Consider the following 17,799-nt stretch of genomic DNA (forward strand, 5'->3'; position numbering starts at 1 on the left):
GGGCGAACCTGACGCTGGACGGGGCGCGGACGGGGAAGCGGACGTGGGAGGAGTTCCTGCGAGAGCGGTTGGTCTAAGACCCTCGGCCCGCTGTGCCGGGCGGGTCCTGCTCCGCGAAGGTCCACACCGCGCGCGGCCCCGGGCCGACCACCAGGGCCGAGTGGCCGATCGGCTCCACGTGCCGGTACGGCACCGGCTGGTTCAGTGACATCTCGACCTGCTTGAGCCCCACCTGCTCCAAGGGCACGGAGTCGAAGCGGAGCGTGGTGCCGCCGCGGTTCGCGACGACGCCTCCGCCGGGAAGGGACCGGACCGCGAAACCGCCTGCCTTCAGCAGCGGCACCGTGTTGGCGAGGTCCCGTACGGTCACCGCGAGCCGGATACCGGTCACGTCCCGCATCGGACGGTCGCGGTAGGTGTCGGGCAGGTAGCGCTCCCGGCCCACGTCACCGGGGTGGGAGGCGGGCTCGGTGTTGCCGCGCGGGTCGGCGAAGTACTCCGGCCGGTACTCCATCCCCCAGGCGCCGAAGAGGTCGTACTCGCCGGTGGTGAACACGGCGTCGAACCAGGGCACGGGGACGCCGTCGCCGAAGTCGCGGGTCTGCCGGAACTCGACCGGGTCGGTGATCCCGGCCTTCCGCAGCCGCTCGATCACCGTCGGCAGGTCACCGGCGCGCTCGGTGGACACGCCCATGCCGGTGGCGCCGAGGGTGCCGTCCTTGCCGGGCAGATCACCCACCCCGAACAACTCCAGGTAGGTCTCGCGCCCCATCAGGTAGCGGCCGGTCCAGGTCTGCCCGTCCGCGCCGGTCGTGGTGCGGACCTGGAAGGCGGCGAAGTTCCGCAGATAGGAGGAGTGCTCGATGGCGTCCGCGGTCTCCCGGTCGAGCACGCCGTAGGCGTGGTTGTAGAACAGCAGTTGCCGCCCGGTCGCCGTCCCGGCCTTCTCCGCCCGCGCCGTGCCCACTCCGCCCTGGACCGCCGCCGCGAGGGCCAGAGCGATGACCATGATCAGCTGTAACGCTCGTCTGAGAGCCATGCGAGGGAGCGTAGGGCGGGAGGAGACGCTTCCGCTGTGGATTGCGCCCTTTGCGCGGGTCAGGTCTTGGTCAGCGGGGAGTCCGGTGGTGACGCGGGTGGTGACGCCGGTGACGACGCCGGTGGGGATTCCTGCCCGCCCATGTCGAGCCGGAACGGCGGGTACTGGTCCGTCAGCAGCGCGGCGTAGGCCGTCACTCGCGCCGTCCAGCGGGCGAGGCCGATCAGGAAGTCGAAGAGGTGCCGCGGATAGCGGGCGGTGAACAGCAGGATGACCACGGCCACCAGGGAGAGATACGGCATCAGCCCGCCGCCGCCCCGCCAGCCCTCTCCGTCGCCCCAGCCCCAGCCGCCACCGGCGATGATCGCGACGGCGATGTACTGGGGGATCGCCAGCAGCCACCACTTCACCAGCACCAGTCCGCGCGACAGCCGCTCGGGGTAGGCGACGTCGAAGCGCGCCGGATAGTCGGGCACGTCGGCGAGGGTGAACGGCGGATACCGGTCGGTGCCGAGCGCGGTGTGCGCGTAGTAGGTGACCCGCCAGTTCCAGCGCAGCACACCGACGCTGAAGTCGAAGAGGGGGCGGGGGTAGCGCGCGGTGAACAGGACGGCGAAGAAGGCGATCACGGTCACGACGGCGAACGCGATCCACAGGAAGAACAGCACGATGTAGTGCGGGATGGCGAGCAGCCACTTCACCAGCCACAGCCATCGGGACAGCCGGGGATCGACAGAGGCTTCCAGACGTACGGGTGACGCGGTGGCAGGAACCATGGGCGGCACTCCTCTCGCCCTGCAGACTCGCAAGCGTGGAGCGGCCCCGCGACCTGGACGGGGCCGTTCGCGCGTCCGGGTATCCGGCTGTCCGGCTATCGGATTCCGGCCACCGGGTCCGGCTCTCGGCTGTGGCTATCGGGTCCGGCCACAGGCTCCGGCTATCGGGTCCGGCTTTCGGGTCCGGCCACCGGGAACCGGCCTTCGGCTCCGGCTCCCGGTTCCGATGCCGGTCCCGGCTCCGACTACCGGCTCCGGCTTTCGGCTCCCGGCTTCCCGCTCCCGCTCCCGGTTCCGGGCTCCCGGTTCGTCAGGACGGGGCGGCGGCGCCGGGGTCCGGCTCGCCGGTGCCCGCTTCCTCCGCCGGATCGACGAGTTGCTCCCGTACGTAGTTCCAGACCACCGCGATCAGCGCGGCGATCGGCACGGCGAGCAGGCTGCCGACGATGCCGGCCAGGCTGCCGCCCAGGGTCACCGCCAGCAGCACGACGGCCGCGTGCAGGCCGAGGCCGCGGCTCTGGATCATGGGCTGGAAGACGTTGCCCTCCAGCTGCTGCACCACGACGATGATCGCCAGCACGATCAGAGCGTCCGTCAGCCCGTTGGAGACCAGGGCGATGAGCACCGCGACGAACCCTGCGAACAGGGCGCCGATGATCGGCACGAACGCGGAGACGAAGGTCAGCACGGCCAGCGGAAGCACCAGCGGAATGCCCAGGATCCACAGGCCCAGGCCGATCAGCACGGCGTCGAGCAGGCCGACGGCCGCCTGCGACCGCACGAAGGACCCCAGGGTGGCCCAGCCGCGTGCGAACACGGCCGGGACGTCGGTGGCGAGCCGGCCGGGCAGCTGACGGGACAGCCACGGCAGGAACCGCGGACCGTCCTTGAGGAAGAAGAACATCAGGAACAGCGCGAGGACGGCGGTGACAACACCGTTGACGACGGTGCTCACTCCGGTGACGACAGCGCCCACCATGCTGCCGACGCCCTCCTGAGCGCGCGAGACCGCACTGTCGAAGGCCTGGTTGATCTGCGCGTCCCCGATGTTCAGCGGCGGCCCGGCGGCCCACTCGCGCAGCCGCTGGATGCCCTCCACGACACCGTCGGTCAACTCCCCGGACTGGGACGCCACCGGCACGGCGATCAGAGCGACCACACCGGCTGCGACCAGCAGGAACAGCACGGTCACGACCGAGGCGGCCAGCGCGGGCGGCCAGCCCCGCCGGCGCAGGAACCGGGCCACGGGCCAGGTCAGCGTGGTCAGCAGCAGCCCGACCACGAGCGGCCACACCACCGACCACATCCGGCCCAGCAGCCACAGGGCCACGGTCAGCCCGGCCAACACCAGCAGAAACTCACCGGACACCCGCGCGGATATCCGCAGCGCGGCACGGGATCTGTCGGAACTCAGAGGCGCAGTCACGCAGGCACCCTATTGGCTGCGAGCGCGCCCGCAGCAGCCCCGTCCCTCGGAAGCGGGCGTCAACGGACAGTGACCTGTTGAAGATGCGCCGTGCGGCAGCGGAGCCCTAAGTGGTCGGCTCTGGAAGTCCTTCGGGGGGTGACCCCGGGGCGGGTCGTCTGTCGAGTGTCGCCGAACTCCTGGCTGGCACAGCCGTTGACGAGGGCTGCTACCGCCATCCGGATGGCCACCGCCATCACCGACCGTCTGGCTGGCCGCGGGCTCGACGTCATCACCCCGCCAGCGGACCGCGCGTCCACCAGGTCATCTTCAACGGACGCACCCGGAGGTGTGCGTCAAACCAAACGGTTTGGGGCCTCAGTCCGGGCGAGGGAACATGCGCTCGACGGCGGTCACCAGTGCGGCGCGGCGCGCGGTGATAGAGGGGTCCACGGCCTGGTCTGCGGCAGCGGCGGCGATTTCGGGCTGACCTGCCCAGGTCATGGCGATCTGGTTGATCAGGGCGAGGACGTCGACCGGGTCCCAGGCCGGGTCGAGCAGCCCCATGCGCTGAGCATCGCGGAGTTTGTCGAGCTTGCCGACGATCGTGGCCTGGAGGGGGCTGGTGGTGTTGTCTGCGGACTCGGCCAGTTCCAGGCGGCCCCACGTGATCAGGCGGTAGTGGTCCGGACGAGCCGCGAAGTGGTCGAAGAGGATGCCGGCATAACCGGGCAGGTCGGCCGGATCCAGCTGAGTCGCCTCGACGAGTGCGGTCGTCTCGCGTTCGGCGACGTGCGCGTATAGGGCTTCCTTGCTGCGGAAGTATGCGTAGACACGTTCCTTGCTCGTCCTGGCCTGCTTGGCGATGCGGTCCACGCGGGCGCCAGCGATCCCGTGCCGGGCGAACTCCTCCTTGGCTGCGGCGACGATCCGCTGGCGCGTGGAGTCGGTGGACTCGCTCGAGGTGGCGGCGTCCGGGGTCCGGCCAGGGTTCGTGGAACGAGGCATGAGCCCAGGATAGGCGACCGAACCGTTCGGTTTTGCGCGGCACTCCGGAAGGAGCGTAGGGTCATACCGAACAGTTTGGTTTGGTCGGCAGGGCTGCCGACATGACACGAGGAGCGATCTCATGCAGCACCGCACCCTGGGACAGCAGGGACTGCGCGTCTCCGCGCTCGGACTGGGCGTGATGGGGATGTCCCTGGCCTACGGCCCCTCGAACGACCAGGACGGCATCTCCACCATTCACCGCGCCCACGAACTCGGAGTCGACTTCTTCGACACCGCCGAGCTGTACGGCCAAGGCACCGGCAGCAACGAGACGCTGCTCGGCATGGCAGTCAACGACTTCCGCGACGAGGTCGTCCTGGCCACCAAGTTCGGCTTCGACATGGCCAGCAAGACGTTGGGGAGCGGCGTCAACAGCCGCCCGGAGAACATCCGCGAGGTCGCCGAGAACAGCCTGCGCTACCTCCAGACCGACCGCATCGACCTCTTCTACCAGCACATCTCCGACCCCGACGTACCGGCCGAGGAGGTCGCCGGCACAGTCGGTGACCTGATCACCGAAGGCAAAGTGCAGTACTTCGGCCTGAGTAACGTCGGCCCGCAGTACATCCGCCGCGCCCACGCCGTCACCCCGGTCACAGCCCTTCAGCACGAGTACTCGATCTTCGAACGCGAGGTAGAGGACGAGATCCTGCCGGTCCTGCGGGAGTTGGGGATCGGCCTGGTGCCGTACTCGCCGCTCGGCCGCGGCTTCCTCTCCGGTGTGGTCAAGCCCGCCGACGAGTACCCCGAGGACGACATGCGCCGCTGGGACGAGCGCTGGCAGGGCGAGAACTACGCCTACAACCTGAACGCCGCCGAGCAGCTCCGAAAGCTCGCCGCCACCAAGGGCATCACCCCCGCCCAGCTCGCCCTGGCATGGCTGCTCGCCCAGGGCGAGGACGTCGTCCCGATCCCGGGCACCCGCAGCGCTACACGTCTGGAGGAGAACGTCGGCGCCACCGACGTAGAACTCACCGAGGCCGACCTGGCCCGTATCCGGGAGGTCCTCCCCCAGGGCTCCGCGGGCAGCCGCTACCCGGCCTCGGTGATGGCCGGCTTCCGCACCGACTGACAGCCCGTACTCCAAGTTCGGCGGTCCCGGGCAAGCGGCGGCGAGCAGCGGCAGCGTGTCCTCCCGGGCGGGGCTACGACCGGGAGGACACGCCGACGCGCGCACCAGCCACAGCGCGCCCTGGTCATCCTCGGGGTCAACCATCGACGGAAGAACCGGCGGGGTTCCGGCGATGCGACAAGCAGGCCATCCCAGAATGCGGGCGGCAAAAAACCACTTCTACGGATTGGCCTGCCTGTCTTGTCTGTTGCCCGGGCCCGTGCGATAGCCCCGACCCCCGCCGAGCGCGAGCGGCTGAAGAGGATGGCCGGCCTACGGTCAAAAGACCGAGCACCGCCTGCGTATGCGGGCTCAAGTGGTCCTGCACGCGGCGCGTGGGCGCTCCAACGCGCGCATCGTCCGTGAGACCGGATTACACCTGGACGCCGTGCGGACCGCTCAGGTCAACACCGTGCGGACCGCTCAGGTCATGAGCCAGGAACCGTACACGAGCGCAAAACGCGTGTTCTGGGTCGTCGAAAATGGCTCCTCCCACCGCGCCAAGAAGGCTGCAGACCGGCTGACCGCTGCGTTCCCGAACACGGTGCTGGTCCACACCCCTGCGCACGCCTCCTGGCTGAACCAGGTGGAGATCTTCTTCTCCGTCGTGCAGCGCAAGGTCGTGGCGCCCAATGACTTCACCGAGCTTGCCCAAGTCGGGAACCGGCTCCGAGCTTTCGAAGACCGCCACAACGCCACGGCACAGCCGTTCCAGTGGAAGTTCACCCCTCCGACCTGGACAATCCGCTGGCCAGACTCGACCCGCACATCGCCGATCACCCGGAAGAATCCTCCGTCGCGCTGGCAGCTTGATCAACCCCCGAAGGACTTCCGGAGCCGACCACCAAGGGTCACCCACCGGCCTTGGCCACACCGATCGGGCACGACACCCCCGTGCCGCCGATGCCGCAGTAGCCCGCCGGGTTCTTGTCCAGGTACTGCTGGGATAGCTATGCTCTTCATGCGACATTAAAGCAAGGTGGAGCAGGGGGAGTTCACTTGAAGAGCAACGATCAGTTAGTGCCTGTGGTTGCGTACGCCAGGATCTCGGCGGACCTCGCCAGGGATGCTCATGGAGTCTCGGACCAGCACAGGGTCAACGACGAGACCGCAACCATGCTGGGTTTGAAGATCGTTCACTACTACACCGACAACGATCTCTCGGCAGCCAAGGCAGATGTGGTGCGCCCGGACTTCGAGGCGATGTTGAGGGCCCTCAAACTGGGGCGTATGCCGGACGGCCAGGCGGTGCGTGGCGCCATTGTCGTTGCGGACGACCGCTTGGTGAGGCGCGTGGGCGACTACGAGCGGTTCGTGGACGCTCTCACGCACGAGGACGGGCGGGTCTATGCGGACGTCAAGGGCTTCAAGGACCTTTACAACGAAGACGTCGAATCCATGGGCCTCTTCGGAGTCGTTATCTCCAAGGCGGAGGTACGCAAGATCAAGCGGCGTACCCGTCGCTCGCACCGCCGACGAGCTGAGCAGGGGATCCCCGTCGGCGGCACACGGCCTTTCGGATGGGACGACGACAAGCGAACGCTTCGCCCTGAAGAGGCCGAGAAGCTTGCTCAGGCTGCGCGTGACGTCATTGCCGGGAAGTCGCTGCACTCCATCCTCCTGCAGTGGCGCGAGGAAGGCGTACGGACGGTCCACGGCAATCCGTGGTCTTCTCGGGCGCTGAAGCTTGCTCTCTGGAACCCCCGCCTGTGCGGATGGCGAAAGCTCAATGGGGAGTTGGTTAGGAACGCCGACGGCGTCCCCGTAGTCGGCCAGTGGCAGTCCATCATCACGCCGAAGGAATGGATGGCCATCGATGCCCTGTTCACGGCGAGGATCAAGCCCAACGTCATGGCTGACGGAACCTTGACCGACTACCGCACCCCCTCCCACCTCCTGACAGGCATCCTCCGGTGCGGGAAGCCCAAGGAGGATGGACAGATCTGCAATGCGCCAATGCGTGTGAGCAGCAGGAAGAAACTCACCGGCGGGTACATCTACCAATGTCCGAGCCGGCCCATGGGTGGGTGTGGAGGCAGTGGGCGGAACGGATCGAAGGTCGACGAGTACATCACTGAGATGGTCCTGGCAAAGCTGGAGGAACGCGCCGCTGTCAGTAAACAAGCGGATTCCGAGTGGGGTGGAGAAGCAGAGCTTGAACGACTGATCAAGAAGCAGAAGACGATGTTGCAGAAGTGGCAAGAGGATCTGATCTCTGATGAGCTCTTCTTTCCGGAGAATCACAAGATGGAAGTTCGCATCAAGGAACTGCGCAAGGAGCGAACGGAGCACGCGCTTGCGGCCCAGCGCGCGTCCAAGGTGACAGCGGACGTCCGACAGCGGTGGTTCTCGGGCGACCTTGACATGGCTCAGAAGCGTGCGCTCATTCGTGAGGCACTGCATGCGGTGATCGTGCTGCCGGTTGGCGGAGGGGGTAGGCGGCCGTTCAACCCGGATCTGCTTGTTCCCAAGTGGATCGAAGGGTAAGGGCGGCTGCGGCTGAGTGGGGTGCGAGCATTCGCACCCCACTCCGTTTTCTATTCTTCGTATGTCCTTCCTCTACGCCCCTGAGTCCGCCTCCTACTTTGAGGTTCTTCCAGCAACTCGACTCCGAGGATGCGCGAGATGCGCCGCCAGCGTTCTTCACCCCAGGCAGGCGCCTTGGCCGCCTGTAGTGCACTGAGCTTCTTCGAGCGGGCCACCGATCGGGTGACGGTCCGTGAAGCGCAACGAGCGAGGCCCCCGGGCAGTTGATCGAGATGTCTGACGTCTCAACCACGCTACTCAGGGGCCTCGTTGGTCATCTATCCTGCCGCACTCGACCTGCCACATGCGCTCGTGGAGTGGGTCACCATGCTCATCGTCACTTGTGAGGGTGACCGCCGCTGCAAGCTCCGTCCGTCCCAGCGCGCGATAGTGGCACTGGTGTACCTGCGCGAGCACACCACCCTGGCGAAAGTCGCTGCCGGGTTCGGGATCAGCGAGTCCACCGCCCACGCCTACACCAGCACGGTCATCGACCTCCTCGCCGACCGTGCACCGGGCCTGCTGAAGGTCCTACGCGAGCAGAATCCGGACTTCGTCCTCCTGGAGGGCACGCTCGCCGAGTGCGACCGGGTCGGCGACGGACGGGCCGACTACTCCCACAAGCACCGCCGGCACGGGGTGAACGTGCAGGTAGTCACCGATCCGGACGGCCGGCTGCTGTGGCTCTCGCCCGCGCTGCCGGGCCGCTCCCACGACCTGACCGCCGCCCGCACCCACCGGATCATCCGCATCTGCGAGCGCCAGGGCGTCCCCATCCTGGCCGATCTCGCCTACCAGGGCGGTGGCCCCTGGCTGACCACGGGCATCAAACGCAGGCCCCTGCGGGAACTCACCCCTACCGAGAAGACCGTCAACCGGGCTCTGGCCGCGGCACGGGCACCGGTTGAGCGCGGCGTGGCCTGCCTGAAGTCCTGGCGGATCTTCCGCAGGTCCCGCTGCAGCCCCAACCGCATGACGTCAATCGCCGAAGCCATTCTCACCCCGGAGCGGCAACGCTGAAGAGGCTCACTGACAGATTGACGGTGAAGCGCATGACGTCGGCGGTGTTGGCTCGGCCCCGCCCTCCTGGAAGCCGAGTTGGGCCCACACCTTGGCGTGAGGCAGCGCGAAACGCTGACCGGTTTCCTTGAAGCCGAGCGTGCGCAGGTGCGGTCCGATTCGGGTGCGCATCGCGTAGCCATAGACCTCAAGGGCTGTGGGCACTCGGTCATCATCCGCGGGCCGGGACTACCCTCCTCGCCTCAGGGAGGGTAGTAGCCCGTGTTGCCGCGGCTCAGTGCTCGATGAAACGTGGCTCCGGCCAGCTGGTGATCGGTTCGCTGGATACCGAGTAGATCTCCAGGGCCGAGAGGTAGCCGTCCTTGGTGAACGCCATGACTCCGGCGGCGTGTGGTGCGGCGTACCCGGCCTCCACGGCCGGGTTGTCGTGTGCCGGGGCCGGGGGGACCGCAGTACGGTCCACTTCCAGGTCGACCGTCGCGCAGCCGCAGCCGCACCTGCCAGTGACCCGCGTGTGAGGGATCTGCGCGCGCAGGGCGCTGCTCACCGGGTTCGGCCCGGCCAGCAGCGCCGTCAAGGTCGCCGTCGCTTCCGGCGACAGAGGTTCAGCCATCCGCCGGCGCCACACCGATCGGGCAGGACACCCCGGTACCACCCAGCCCGCAGTACCCGTTCGGGTTTTTGCTGCTTGAAAGATACTGCTGGTGGTACCCCTCCGCCGGGTAGAAGGGGCGGCCCTGCGCCGGGACGATCTCCGTGGTGATGTCGCCGTAGCCGGAGGACGTGAGGACCTGCTGGTACGACGCGCGGGAGGACCGGGCGGTCGCCGTCTGCCCGGGGGTGTGGGTGTAGATCGCCGAGCGGTACTGCGTGCCCATGTCGTTGCCCTGGCGGAAGCCCTGCGTGGGGTCGTGGGACTCCCAGAACGTCTTGAGGAGGCGCTCGTACGAGATCAGCGCCGGGTCGAAGACCACACGCACGACCTCCGTGTGGCCGGTCAGGCCCGAGCAGACCTCCTCGTACGTGGGGTGCTCCGTGTGACCGCCCTGGTAGCCGACGAGGGTCGTCCACACACCGGCCGGGAGCTGCCAGAACTTGCGCTCCGCGCCCCAGAAGCAGCCCAGGCCGAAGTCCGCGGTCTCCAGGCCCTCGGGGTAGGGGCCGAGCAGCGGGTTGCCCAGGACGGTGTGGCGGTCGGGGACCGTGAACGCCGGCTCCGGGCGGCCGGGCAGCGCCTGCTCGGGCGTCGGCAGAGCGGGCGTGCGGCTGTGCGGGAACATGCGGTCTCCAATCGCGGGGCGACGCCCTCTGCAACGTGCCGGGGCGTCCCGGAATTCCGGTCGGGAACCGCGCGGGCGGGCGTCAGTGCGGCAGGCTCGCGGGGCTGCCGCCGTTCGCCTCGTAGCCCGCCACCGCCAGCGCCCGGTACACCGCGAACTCCGCCGCGGGGTCGGCGGACAGCGTCCAGGGCAGGGCGCCGACATGGCCGTCGATGCGCACCAGCTGGCTCATGGCCTCCGACCAGCGCTCGCTGCGGACCAGGAAGAACACCAGCATGTGCCGTACGTGCGCCAGCATCGGGTCGTCCGGGCGGGCCGAGTGCACCGCGTGCAGCGCGCCGTGGACCGCCTTCGTGACGACCTCGCTCTGCCAGAAGCTCGCGACGAGGGTCACCTCGGGGAGGTGCTCGAACACCGCGAAGAGGGGCATCGCCGAGAGGAGGGACCCTCGGGGCGCCCGGGCCGCCGCGGCCTCGGCGAACGAGTAGGCCTCCGCTCGGGAGCCGTGCCACTTCTCGCACCAGAAGTGCAGCGCGGCCAGGTGCGCCCCCATGTGGGCCGGGGCGCGGTCCAGGATCTTCAGCCAGATCTGCTCGAAGTCCTTCTGGGAGTAGCCGAGGCCACGGGCGACCGACAGCTCCACGATGTACGGGATCGGGTCGCCGGGGGCGAGCAGCGCCGCCTCACCGCACGCCGTCCTGGCCTCCTCCATGATGATCCGGAACTCGTCCGTCCCCGGTGTCGCCGTCCGCCAGGCCTGCTGCACCAGGAACTCGGCGTGCACCGCCGCGCCGCCCGCGTCCTTGGGAGCCTCGGACCGCCACACGCGCAGCCACTGCCCGCCCGGCGTCTCGCTCACCCCGCCGGGCCGCCGCGAGAGCTCCAGCGAGGCCGCGCCGGCGAAGGCCTGAACGCGCTGCCAGCGCCGCTCGCCCTCCGTCTCGGTGCCCGCCAGGAGCTGCTGTGCGGCGCGGTAGTCCTGCGTGCGCTGCACCACGTCCAGGACGTCCAGCAGGTCCTGGTCGGGGCCGGGCATGCGGATGTCGAGCTCCTCCTCCAGGACGAAGCCGTAGTTCGCCGGGTCGGCCGCGTCCGGGTGGTCGGGCGAGACCAGCCCTATCGCACCGCGCCTGCGCCGCAGGAAGGGGAGCAGCACGAAGCCCAGCATGACCAGCGCGATCAGGACCCAGAGAATCTCCATACGACAAGCGAACCAGACCGCGCCGACAATTGGCCAACCTGCTCCCCGAACCTGTGGAAAACCCCGCGTCGCCCGGACCAACGGCACTCTTCGCCGCGGCGCACTACCCTCGGTGCTCATGAGCGACAGGCACATCAGTCAGCACTTCGAGACGCTCGCGATCCACGCGGGCAACACCGCCGACCCCCTGACGGGCGCGGTCGTCCCGCCGATCTACCAGGTCTCGACCTACAAGCAGGACGGCGTCGGCGGCCTGCGCGGCGGCTACGAGTACAGCCGCAGCGCCAATCCCACCAGGACCGCGCTGGAGGAGAACCTCGCCGCCCTGGAGGGCGGCCGCCGCGGTCTCGCGTTCGCGTCCGGGCTGGCGGCCGAGGACTGCCTGCTGCGTACGCTGCTCAGCCCGGGCGACCACGTGGTGATCCCGAACGACGCGTACGGCGGCACGTTCCGTCTGTTCGCCAAGGTCGTCGCCCGCTGGGGTGTGGAGTGGTCGGTCGCCGACACGAGCGACCCGGCCGCGGTGCGGGCCGCCGTCACCCCGAAGACCAAGGTCATCTGGGTGGAGACCCCCTCCAACCCGCTGCTCGGCATCACCGACATCGCCGCCGTCGCCCAGGTCGCCCGGGACGCGGGCGCCCGCCTCGTCGTCGACAACACCTTCGCCACGCCCTACCTCCAGCAGCCGCTGGCGCTGGGCGCGGACATCGTCGTGCACTCGCTGACCAAGTACATGGGCGGCCACTCCGACGTCGTGGGCGGTGCCCTGGTCACCGCTGACGCGGGCCTGGGCGAGGAGCTGGCCTTCCACCAGAACGCGATGGGCGCGGTGGCCGGGCCCTTCGACTCCTGGCTGGTGCTGCGCGGCACCAAGACCCTGTCCGTGCGCATGGACCGGCACAGCGAGAACGCGGCCAAGGTCGCCGACATGCTCACCCGGCACGCGCGCGTGAGCAGCGTGCTGTACCCGGGGCTGCCGGAGCACCCGGGTCACGAGGTCGCCGCCAAGCAGATGAAGTCGTTCGGCGGCATGGTCTCCTTCCGTGTCGAGGGCGGCGAGGAGGCGGCCGTCGAGGTCTGCGACCGCGCCCGGATCTTCACGCTGGGGGAGTCCCTGGGCGGCGTCGAGTCGCTGATCGAGCACCCCGGCCGCATGACGCACGCGTCCGTGGCCGGCTCGGCCCTGGAGGTCCCCGGCGACCTGGTGCGCCTGTCCGTGGGCATCGAGAACGCCGAGGACCTGCTGGAGGACCTTCAGCAGGCGCTCGGCTAGCCGGGCCCCTCACGGGGTCACCAGCCGGTGAGGGGTGGAGTCGTCTCGGACGGCGGTTCCACCCACGGGCGGGCCGTCAGCGCCCACACGATGAACGCCAGGGTCGCCGCGAGCAGCAGCAGCCACAGGGCGCGGCGGGCGAGTGTCCGGCGCCGCAGCATGCGGCCGCCGCGGCGCACCGCCTCCGTGTGGATCTCGGGCGGCACGGGGCGTGGCGCCTGCTCCAGGAGCCGTCGTACGGCCGTCTCGCGGTCGGTCCCGCTCATGTGGCCCTCCGGTCGCGGGGCCGGGTTCACGACGGCACCGCCTTGGTGGCCGTCACCGCGGGTGCCGGGCCCTGCGGCCGGTGCAGCAGGGTCGATGTGGCCCGGTGGCAGATCGCCCGTACGCGCTCCGGGGACAGGCCGAGCAGGGCCGCCGTCTGCTCCTCGGCGACGCCTTCGTGGAGCCGGAGGACCAGGACGAGCCGTTCCTGCGGGGTCAGCGTGGCCAGGGGACTCGCCGGGTCGGGGCGGGAGCGGCCGAGCCCGCCGTGGTGGTGCCACGCCCCGCGCGCGAAGCGGACGGCGAGGTGCGAGCGGGTGCGGTCGTAGGGGTCCTCGCCGCGTAGCCGGTCCCAGCTCGCGTACGTGCGGGCCAGTGACAGCGTCAGCAGGCGCCGCGCGCGGGGGTTGTCGTCCGGGGCCTCAGCGGTGAGCAGCGTGGCGGCGTGCAGCAGCCGCCCGGCCGCGCCCGCGACGAACGCCTCGAACTCCCGGGTGCTACGGGTTGCCCGGGACGCATGCCGCTCCAGCACAGCGCCTCCCGCCTGACGGCGATCCCTGAGGATGCGGGCACCCGGCCGCGCGCGACGGGGCCCGGTCTCATATCAGGCCAGGGACGGCCCCGAGGTCAAGAGCCGCGCACGGCCCGGACGGTGCCACGCGCGCGTGGGGCCGGGCGGGGCGAGCACGACACCGCCCGCCGTGGAGCGGACCGCGGACGGCTCTGCGGCTCCGGCCGTCGTACGCGCCGCGCCGCGCGGCAGGGCGTTCAGGACGCCGGCTCCGCCTCCGGCCCCGGCACCCCGTGCGCCGCCATCCGGGAGGAAAGGGCGCTGTTGAAGCGGGTGAGGAGGTCGCAGAACGCCTCACGCTCCTCGGGCTCCCAGTCGTGGGTCAGCTCGGCCATCAACTGCCGTCGGGAGGAGCGCACTTCCTCCAGGCGGGCCTGGCCGCGCGGGGACAGCTGCAGCACCACCGCGCGGCCGTCCTCGGGATGCGAGGTGCGCTTGACCAGGCCGGTGTCGACGAGCGGTGCCACCTGCCGGGTGACCGTCGACGAGTCGATCCCCATGCTCGCTGCGAGCGCCTTGACGCCCATCGCGCCTTCCTTGTCGAGGCGGTTGAGCAGCAGGTACGCGGCGCGGTCCATGGAGTTGCGCACCTGCCCGACTCCGCCGAGCCGGGTCTGTTCGGCACGGCGGGCGAACAGCGCCACCTCGTGCTGCAGCGTGTCGAGAAGACCGGTGTCACCGACGGTCGTCATGTCCATCGACATTTCAGGTGTTGTGGGCATGGCCGGGGGCTCACTTCGTGGAGGGCTGGCAGATTGGGGGACAGGGTACGCGGCCGGAAGGCGGGCCGTACCGGCGCTGCGCAAAGCGGGTCTCGGAGGTTGGTCACAACGGTCGTTCCCGCCTGTGAACTGCGATGCTGGAGTCATGAGCTACAGCACGGCTGACTCCTTTCGGCCCGTCACCCTCGACGACGTGCGCGGCGCGCAGAAGATGCTCTCGGGTGTGGCGCGGGTGACCGCGATGGAGGGCAGCAGGCACCTGTCCCAGATGGTCGGTGCGCCGGTCCACCTCAAGTGCGAGAACCTCCAGCGGACGGGCTCGTTCAAGCTGCGCGGCGCGTACGTGCGGATCGCCGGTCTGCTGCCGGAGGAGCGCGCCGCCGGTGTCGTCGCCGCGAGCGCCGGCAACCACGCGCAGGGCGTCGCGCTGGCCTCCGCCCTGCTCGGCGTGCGCTCCACGGTGTTCATGCCGAAGGGTGCCCCGCTGCCCAAGGTCAGTGCCACCCGTGAATACGGGGCCGAGGTGCGGCTGCACGGCCAGGTCGTCGACGAGACGCTGGCCGCGGCGCAGGAGTACGCGGCCGGGACGGGCGCGGTGTTCATCCACCCCTTCGACCATCCCGACATCATCGCGGGCCAGGGCACGGTGGGTCTGGAGATCCTGGAGCAGTGCCCGGAGGTGCGCACGATCCTGGTCGGTATCGGCGGGGGCGGGCTGGCCGCCGGGATCGCGGTGGCGGTGAAGTCCCTGCGGCCGGACGTGCGGGTCGTGGGCGTGCAGGCGGCGGGCGCGGCGGCCTACCCGCCCTCGCTGGCGGCGGGCCGGCCGGTGTCGGTCGAGAACCCGGCGACGATGGCCGACGGCATCAAGGTCGGACGGCCGGGCGACGTGCCGTTCGGGATCGTCGGCGAGCTGGTCGACGAGGTGCGCACGGTCAGCGAGGACGAGCTGTCCGCCGCGCTGCTGCTGTGCCTGGAGCGGGCCAAGCTGGTGGTGGAGCCGGCCGGGGCGAGCCCGGTGGCGGCGCTGCTGAGCGAGCCCGGCGCCTTCGAGGGCCCGGTCGTCGCGGTGCTGTCCGGCGGCAACGTCGACCCGGTGCTGATGGAGCGGGTGCTGCGGCACGGCATGGCCGCGCAGGGTCGCTACCTGGCGGTCCGGCTGCGGCTGACGGACCGGCCCGGTGCTCTTGCCACTCTTCTGGGCGCGTTGTCAGTGGTCGACGCTAACGTCCTCGATGTGAGCCATGTGCGAACCGACCCACGGCTCGGGCTCACGGAGGCGGAGGTCGAGCTGCACCTGGAGACGAAGGGCCCGGCGCACTGCGCCGAGGTGGGCCAGGCGCTGCGCGAGGCGGGCTACACGGTCATCGGCTGACTACACGGTCATCGCTGACTACACGGTCATCGGCTGACTACAGGGTCACCGGCCGGCCCGGCTCCCGAGGCGGTCCAAGATCCTTTCGTTTGACGGAGCGCAACGCGGAAAAACTCATTGTGAGACGCGATACATCGCGTTATGGTGTGTCGGTGAGAAGCTTCACCGGACGTCTGTCCGGTCATCCCCGAAGACGTGGAGACTCATATGCCAGGCGCCATCTACGCCGAAGGTCTGGTCAAGACCTTCGGTGACGTAAAGGCCTTGGACGGCGTCGACCTCGACGTGCCCGAGGGCACGGTCCTCGGCCTGCTCGGGCCCAACGGCGCGGGCAAGACCACCACCGTCCGCTGCCTGACCACCCTGCTGCGCCCCGACAGCGGCCGGGCGGTCGTCGCGGGAATCGACGTGCTCAAGCAGCCCGACGCGGTCCGCCGCTCCATCGGCCTGTCCGGCCAGTTCGCGGCCGTCGACGAATACCTCACCGGCCGGGAGAACCTCCAGATGGTCGGCCAGCTCTACCAGATGCGGGCGAAGGCCGCGAAGGAGCGCGCGGCCGAACTGCTGGAGCAGTTCCACCTCGCGGACGCCGCCGACCGCCCCACCAAGACCTACTCGGGTGGCATGCGCCGCCGCCTCGACCTCGCGGCGGCCCTGGTCGTCTCGCCGCCCGTGATGTTCATGGACGAGCCGACGACCGGCCTCGACCCCCGCAACCGCCAGCAGCTGTGGGAGGTCATCAAGCAACTGGTCTCCGGAGGCACGACGCTGCTGCTCACCACGCAGTACCTGGAGGAGGCCGACCACCTGGCGCACGACATCGCGGTGGTCGACCACGGCAAGGTCATCGCCCAGGGCACCTCCGACCAGCTCAAGGCCCGCACCGGCGGCGAGCGCGTCGAGGTCGTGGTGCACGAACGCGAGCACATCCAGGGCGCCGCTGAGGTCCTCGCCGGCTTCGGCAAGGGCGAGACCAAGGTCGAGGAGCACATGCGCAAGCTCACCGCCCCCGTGACCGGCGGCGCCAAGCTCCTCGCCGAGGTCATTCGCGAGCTGGACACCCGGGGCATCGAGATCGACGACATCGGCCTGCGCCGGCCGACCCTCGACGACGTCTTCCTCTCCCTCACGGGACACGTGGCCGAGGCCGAGAACCAGGAGAACGACAAGGAGGCCACCCAGTGAGCGCCGTCACCGACACCGTGCGGGTCGCGCCGGCCGCGAACCCGGTCAGCCAGTCGATTCGCGACTCGATGGTCGTCGCCAAGCGCAACCTGATCCGCATGTCCCGGATCCCCGAGATGATCATCTACGGGCTGATCCAGCCGATCATGTTCGTGGTGCTGTTCACCTACGTCTTCGGCGGCTCCATGCAGATCGGCAACAGCACCAGCGCCGCCGACTACAAGAACTTCCTGATGGCGGGCATCTTCGCGCAGACCGTCACGTTCGCCACCGCCAGCTCCGGCGCCGGTATCGCGGACGACATGCACAAGGGCCTCATCGACCGCTTCCGCTCCCTGCCCATGGCGCGCGGCGCGGTGCTCACCGGGCGCACCCTCGCCGACTCCGTGCAGACGGCCCTGACCCTGGTGGTCCTCGCCGTGGTCGCCCTCCTGGTCGGCTGGCGCGTCGGCTCGGACGGCAGCACCAACGCCGCCAAGGTCCTCGCGGCCTTCGGCCTGCTGCTCCTGCTCGGCTACGCGTTCACCTGGATCGGCGCCCTGATCGGCATGTCCGTCCGGACCCCCGAGGCGGCCACCTCCAGCGGACTGATCTGGCTCTTCCCGGTCACGTTCATCTCGAACGCGTTCGTGGACACCAGCCACATGACCCCGTGGCTGCGCCACATCGCCGAGTGGAACCCCTTCAGTGCCACGGTCCAGGCCTGCCGGGTCCTCTTCGCCAACCCCGGCCAGTCGACGTCGGACGCCTGGCCTATGCAGCACCCCGTGTGGGCCTCGCTGATCTACTCGATCCTGATCCTGGTGGTCTTCCGGACCCTGGCGGTGCGCAAGTACCGCTCGGCGACGGCATGACAAAGCCCCCGGTGCCGCCACTTGAGTTCTAGTAGTCGTCGCAACACCCCAGCTCAGGGGATGCGATGGACTTCGAGGTCCGCAAGGTCAGACATGGAGGGGGCGGTCGTCGCCTGACTCGTGAGCGGGAGGTATATCTCCAGCTCA

At 69.6% G+C, this 17,799-nt stretch carries 17 protein-coding genes and 2 pseudogenes; 8 read left to right on the top strand and 11 right to left on the bottom strand.

The features are described from left to right. Window positions 1-73 precede the first annotated feature (73 nt). The 4 genes from C1J00_RS20435 to C1J00_RS20450 all read right to left on the bottom strand — a co-directional run bounded on the left by C1J00_RS20435 (window position 74) and on the right by C1J00_RS20450 (window position 4,228). Entirely contained in the window at window positions 74-1,015 is a 942-nt protein-coding gene (locus tag C1J00_RS20435; RefSeq protein ID WP_102910524.1) for a DUF5829 family protein, read from the bottom strand. 83 nt (window positions 1,016-1,098) lie between these two features. After that, window positions 1,099-1,815 carry a DUF4389 domain-containing protein gene (locus C1J00_RS20440; protein ID WP_102910511.1) on the bottom strand — a complete coding sequence of 239 codons (717 nt, stop codon included), beginning with the start codon at window positions 1,813-1,815 and terminating at the stop codon, window positions 1,099-1,101. Between the two features lie 310 nt (window positions 1,816-2,125). Next, on the bottom strand, window positions 2,126-3,241 hold the full coding sequence (locus C1J00_RS20445) for an AI-2E family transporter (RefSeq protein WP_102910512.1): 1,116 nt from the start codon (window positions 3,239-3,241) through the stop codon (window positions 2,126-2,128). A gap of 357 nt (window positions 3,242-3,598) precedes the next feature. Beyond that, complete coding sequence (locus tag C1J00_RS20450; RefSeq protein ID WP_102910513.1) at window positions 3,599-4,228, bottom strand: TetR/AcrR family transcriptional regulator; 630 nt, start codon at window positions 4,226-4,228, stop codon at window positions 3,599-3,601. A 121-nt stretch (window positions 4,229-4,349) separates the two neighbouring features. Here C1J00_RS20450 and C1J00_RS20455 point away from each other — a divergent pair, with 121 nt between their 5' ends. After that, window positions 4,350-5,342, top strand: a complete 993-nt coding sequence (locus C1J00_RS20455; RefSeq protein WP_102910514.1) for an aldo/keto reductase — start codon at window positions 4,350-4,352, stop codon at window positions 5,340-5,342. A 343-nt stretch (window positions 5,343-5,685) separates the two neighbouring features. Then, window positions 5,686-6,003 (top strand): annotated as a pseudogene (locus C1J00_RS48310) (transposase); the annotation flags it as partial. A gap of 229 nt (window positions 6,004-6,232) precedes the next feature. Here C1J00_RS48310 and C1J00_RS46885 read toward each other — a convergent pair. Next, window positions 6,233-6,325, bottom strand: a pseudogene (locus tag C1J00_RS46885) (peptide-methionine (S)-S-oxide reductase MsrA); the annotation flags it as partial. 55 nt (window positions 6,326-6,380) lie between these two features. Between C1J00_RS46885 and C1J00_RS20470 the strand changes: the two are divergent. Both C1J00_RS20470 and C1J00_RS20475 read left to right on the top strand, forming a co-directional pair. Next, complete coding sequence (locus tag C1J00_RS20470) at window positions 6,381-7,868, top strand: recombinase family protein (protein ID WP_180989622.1); 1,488 nt, start codon at window positions 6,381-6,383, stop codon at window positions 7,866-7,868. Window positions 7,869-8,177: 309 nt separating this feature from the next. Beyond that, window positions 8,178-8,927: a transposase family protein gene (locus tag C1J00_RS20475; RefSeq protein WP_102910516.1), complete on the top strand. Its 750-nt coding sequence runs from the start codon at window positions 8,178-8,180 to the stop codon at window positions 8,925-8,927. 274 nt (window positions 8,928-9,201) lie between these two features. Here the strand turns inward: C1J00_RS20475 and C1J00_RS20480 are convergent, their stop codons facing one another. The 3 genes from C1J00_RS20480 to C1J00_RS20490 all read right to left on the bottom strand — a co-directional run bounded on the left by C1J00_RS20480 (window position 9,202) and on the right by C1J00_RS20490 (window position 11,408). Then, window positions 9,202-9,540: a hypothetical protein gene (locus C1J00_RS20480; protein ID WP_102910525.1), complete on the bottom strand. Its 339-nt coding sequence runs from the start codon at window positions 9,538-9,540 to the stop codon at window positions 9,202-9,204. Continuing rightward, window positions 9,533-10,207, bottom strand: coding sequence for a peptide-methionine (S)-S-oxide reductase MsrA (msrA, locus tag C1J00_RS20485; protein ID WP_102910517.1), 675 nt, complete (start codon window positions 10,205-10,207; stop codon window positions 9,533-9,535). Before msrA ends, C1J00_RS20480 begins: the two co-directional genes overlap by 8 nt. Window positions 10,208-10,289: 82 nt before the next feature. Beyond that, on the bottom strand, window positions 10,290-11,408 hold the full coding sequence (locus C1J00_RS20490; protein WP_102910518.1) for a hypothetical protein: 1,119 nt from the start codon (window positions 11,406-11,408) through the stop codon (window positions 10,290-10,292). Between the two features lie 118 nt (window positions 11,409-11,526). On the opposite strand from C1J00_RS20490, the gene C1J00_RS20495 reads away from it, so the two are divergent. Continuing rightward, window positions 11,527-12,681 carry a cystathionine gamma-synthase gene (locus C1J00_RS20495; protein WP_102910526.1) on the top strand — a complete coding sequence of 385 codons (1,155 nt, stop codon included), beginning with the start codon at window positions 11,527-11,529 and terminating at the stop codon, window positions 12,679-12,681. A 17-nt stretch (window positions 12,682-12,698) separates the two neighbouring features. Here the strand turns inward: C1J00_RS20495 and C1J00_RS20500 are convergent, their stop codons facing one another. From C1J00_RS20500 to C1J00_RS20510, 3 genes are all read right to left on the bottom strand, one after another. Continuing rightward, window positions 12,699-12,947 (bottom strand): hypothetical protein, encoded by a 249-nt coding sequence (locus C1J00_RS20500; protein ID WP_102910519.1) that lies wholly within the window; start codon window positions 12,945-12,947, stop codon window positions 12,699-12,701. 26 nt (window positions 12,948-12,973) lie between these two features. After that, window positions 12,974-13,477, bottom strand: coding sequence for a sigma factor-like helix-turn-helix DNA-binding protein (locus tag C1J00_RS20505; RefSeq protein WP_102910520.1), 504 nt, complete (start codon window positions 13,475-13,477; stop codon window positions 12,974-12,976). 236 nt (window positions 13,478-13,713) lie between these two features. Next, window positions 13,714-14,220: a MarR family winged helix-turn-helix transcriptional regulator gene (locus tag C1J00_RS20510; protein ID WP_180989623.1), complete on the bottom strand. Its 507-nt coding sequence runs from the start codon at window positions 14,218-14,220 to the stop codon at window positions 13,714-13,716. 163 nt (window positions 14,221-14,383) lie between these two features. Here C1J00_RS20510 and ilvA point away from each other — a divergent pair, with 163 nt between their 5' ends. From ilvA to C1J00_RS20525, 3 genes are all read left to right on the top strand, one after another. Continuing rightward, a complete protein-coding gene (gene ilvA / locus C1J00_RS20515) occupies window positions 14,384-15,613 on the top strand; it encodes a threonine ammonia-lyase (RefSeq protein WP_102910522.1) in 1,230 nt (409 codons plus the stop codon). Window positions 15,614-15,820: 207 nt separating this feature from the next. Continuing rightward, window positions 15,821-16,798 carry an ATP-binding cassette domain-containing protein gene (locus tag C1J00_RS20520; RefSeq protein WP_102910523.1) on the top strand — a complete coding sequence of 326 codons (978 nt, stop codon included), beginning with the start codon at window positions 15,821-15,823 and terminating at the stop codon, window positions 16,796-16,798. After that, entirely contained in the window at window positions 16,795-17,652 is an 858-nt protein-coding gene (locus C1J00_RS20525) for an ABC transporter permease (RefSeq protein WP_033311302.1), read from the top strand. Before C1J00_RS20520 ends, C1J00_RS20525 begins: the two co-directional genes overlap by 4 nt. Window positions 17,653-17,799 lie beyond the last annotated feature (147 nt).

Origin of the sequence: Streptomyces cahuitamycinicus (assembly GCF_002891435.1) — a bacterium.
Taxonomy (GTDB): domain Bacteria; phylum Actinomycetota; class Actinomycetes; order Streptomycetales; family Streptomycetaceae; genus Streptomyces; species Streptomyces cahuitamycinicus.

Bases quoted from the DNA above. Each gene is read 5' to 3' on its own strand.
- C1J00_RS20440 (WP_102910511.1), bottom strand. From the start codon at position 1,815: ATGGTTCCTGCCACCGCGTCACCCGTACGTCTGGAAGCCTCTGTCGAT.
- C1J00_RS20450 (WP_102910513.1), bottom strand. From the start codon at position 4,228: ATGCCTCGTTCCACGAACCCTGGCCGGACCCCGGACGCCGCCACCTCG.
- C1J00_RS20455 (WP_102910514.1), top strand. From the start codon at position 4,350: ATGCAGCACCGCACCCTGGGACAGCAGGGACTGCGCGTCTCCGCGCTC.
- C1J00_RS20480 (WP_102910525.1), bottom strand. From the start codon at position 9,540: ATGGCTGAACCTCTGTCGCCGGAAGCGACGGCGACCTTGACGGCGCTG.
- msrA (WP_102910517.1), bottom strand. From the start codon at position 10,207: ATGTTCCCGCACAGCCGCACGCCCGCTCTGCCGACGCCCGAGCAGGCG.
- C1J00_RS20490 (WP_102910518.1), bottom strand. From the start codon at position 11,408: ATGGAGATTCTCTGGGTCCTGATCGCGCTGGTCATGCTGGGCTTCGTG.
- C1J00_RS20495 (WP_102910526.1), top strand. From the start codon at position 11,527: ATGAGCGACAGGCACATCAGTCAGCACTTCGAGACGCTCGCGATCCAC.
- C1J00_RS20500 (WP_102910519.1), bottom strand. From the start codon at position 12,947: ATGAGCGGGACCGACCGCGAGACGGCCGTACGACGGCTCCTGGAGCAG.
- C1J00_RS20510 (WP_180989623.1), bottom strand. From the start codon at position 14,220: ATGTCGATGGACATGACGACCGTCGGTGACACCGGTCTTCTCGACACG.
- ilvA (WP_102910522.1), top strand. From the start codon at position 14,384: ATGAGCTACAGCACGGCTGACTCCTTTCGGCCCGTCACCCTCGACGAC.
- C1J00_RS20520 (WP_102910523.1), top strand. From the start codon at position 15,821: ATGCCAGGCGCCATCTACGCCGAAGGTCTGGTCAAGACCTTCGGTGAC.